Consider the following 1756-nt stretch of genomic DNA (forward strand, 5'->3'; position numbering starts at 1 on the left):
GGATCGTGTGGGCCGGCGATGAGGCGCCCCGGGACCGGGCGGGCGACTGGACGTGGGCGGAGCGCAGCGTGTGCCTCGCGCTCGTGGCGGCCACCATCGTGCTGGGCCTCTGGCCGGCGCTCGTCGTTCCGGCCCTGGCGATCCGAGCGGTGACCCCATGACCGCGACCCTGGTGACGCTCGACTGGTGGGTGCTGGCTCCGGTGCTCGCGCCGGCCTGCGGTGCGCTGCTGGTGTTGGTGCTCGATGCGCTCGCGCCGCGGGCGCGTGGAGTGCATCTGCCCGTGGGGTTGGTGGCGCTCGGGTGCGCCATCGGCGCCTTGCCGTATGCCGTGTCCCGCGGCGCCGAGCCGACGCGGACCCTGTGTCTGCCGGGCCCGTCGGCGCGCTGCTTCTACGAGGCCACGTCGTGGGGGGTAACCCTGCAGCTTGTCGCGCTGACGTCCTCCCTGCTGGTGTTGTTGATGCTCGGGCCCGGGACGGTGCATGTCGATCGGGGTCAGCGCGGCGGGCCGGCGGTAACGGTGGCGCTTGTGCTGACCGCCACGGCCGGGGCGGCGTTGGTGCCTGCCACCCGGGACCTGCCGACGTGGCTGATCGCGATCGAGTTGGCGACCCTCCCGGCCATCGCCCTCATTGCCTTGTCCCGCGCGCCCGGCGCCGACGGCGGCGCGCTGTCGCTGCTCATGGTGTCGCTGACCTCCTTTGCGCTGCTGGCGGTCGGGCTGGGCCTGTGGATTCTGGCCACCGGCGATCCGACCTTCTCGGCGACGAGCGTCGAGTGGGCGTGGCAGGACACGCCGCCGCATCGGGCACAGCTGTTAGCTACCTTGTTCCTGATCGCGGGGTTGGGTTTCAAGCTGTCCGCGGTGCCTTTCCACGCGTGGACGCCGGGGGCCTTCGTGACGTGCGATGAGCCGATCGCCGCGCTCCTGGCGACCACCTCCAAGGTGGCCGCCCTGTCGGGTCTGGTCGTGCTGCTCCAGCCGGCGATCGTCCTAGCTCGAGAGGATGCGACGCGCTCAGGATCGATCCTCGTGGTGCTCGGGATCATTGCGGTGGCGTCGATGACGCTGGGGAATCTCGTGGCGCTGCGCTGCGACGATCCGGTGCGTCTGCTGGCCTGGTCGACGATCGCGCAGGGCGGCTGGCTGGTGCTGCCTGTGGCAACGCTGAGCGCCGAGGGCGTCGGTGCGGCGGTCGGCTACCTCGGGATGTATGCCGTGGCCACCCTGGCCCTCTTCGCCGTTGTGGCGGTCTTGTCACCGGCGAATGAGGGTGCGGGGGAGCGGCGACTGGCCGATTACGCAGGCCTGGCCCGCTCCCGGCCGTGGCTGGCAGGAGTGCTGGGCCTCGCACTGGTGTGCTTGGCCGGCCTGCCGCCGGGCTTCATCGGCGTGCTGGCCAAGGTCGTGGCACTACGCCCGGTGGTCGGGGGGCAGCACTGGTGGCTTGTCGCCGCCGCGATTGCGAATGTGGTGCTGGGTATCGCCGTCTACCTGCGCTGGCTGCTGATCGCCCTGCGCCCGGCCGGGAGCGTCGGTGCCTCTTCTGCTCGCGCTGCTTCGGCGGTGGACACCGAGCCCAGGTTCTCCGGTGAGACGTCGAGCGCCGAGCGTGACGGGGTGCGCCTCGACCCAGGCCTGCTGGTCGCGCTCGCCCTGAGCGCATCCCTGCTGGCGGTCCTCAGCGTCGCCCCCGGCCTGCTCTTTACCCTCGCGATGCGCTGACCCGTCCGCCTCACCCAATGGGGTGGG

At 71.8% G+C, this 1756-nt stretch carries 1 protein-coding gene; it reads left to right on the forward strand.

From position 1 onward, the window contains the following. Positions 1-157 precede the first annotated feature (157 nt). On the forward strand, positions 158-1729 hold the full coding sequence (locus PKH97_RS16390; protein WP_324388673.1) for a proton-conducting transporter membrane subunit: 1572 nt from the start codon (positions 158-160) through the stop codon (positions 1727-1729). Positions 1730-1756: the final 27 nt, after the last annotated feature.

The sequence above is a fragment of the Nostocoides sp. genome (assembly GCF_035343835.1).
GTDB classification, from domain to species: domain Bacteria; phylum Actinomycetota; class Actinomycetes; order Actinomycetales; family Dermatophilaceae; genus Nostocoides_A; species Nostocoides_A vanveenii.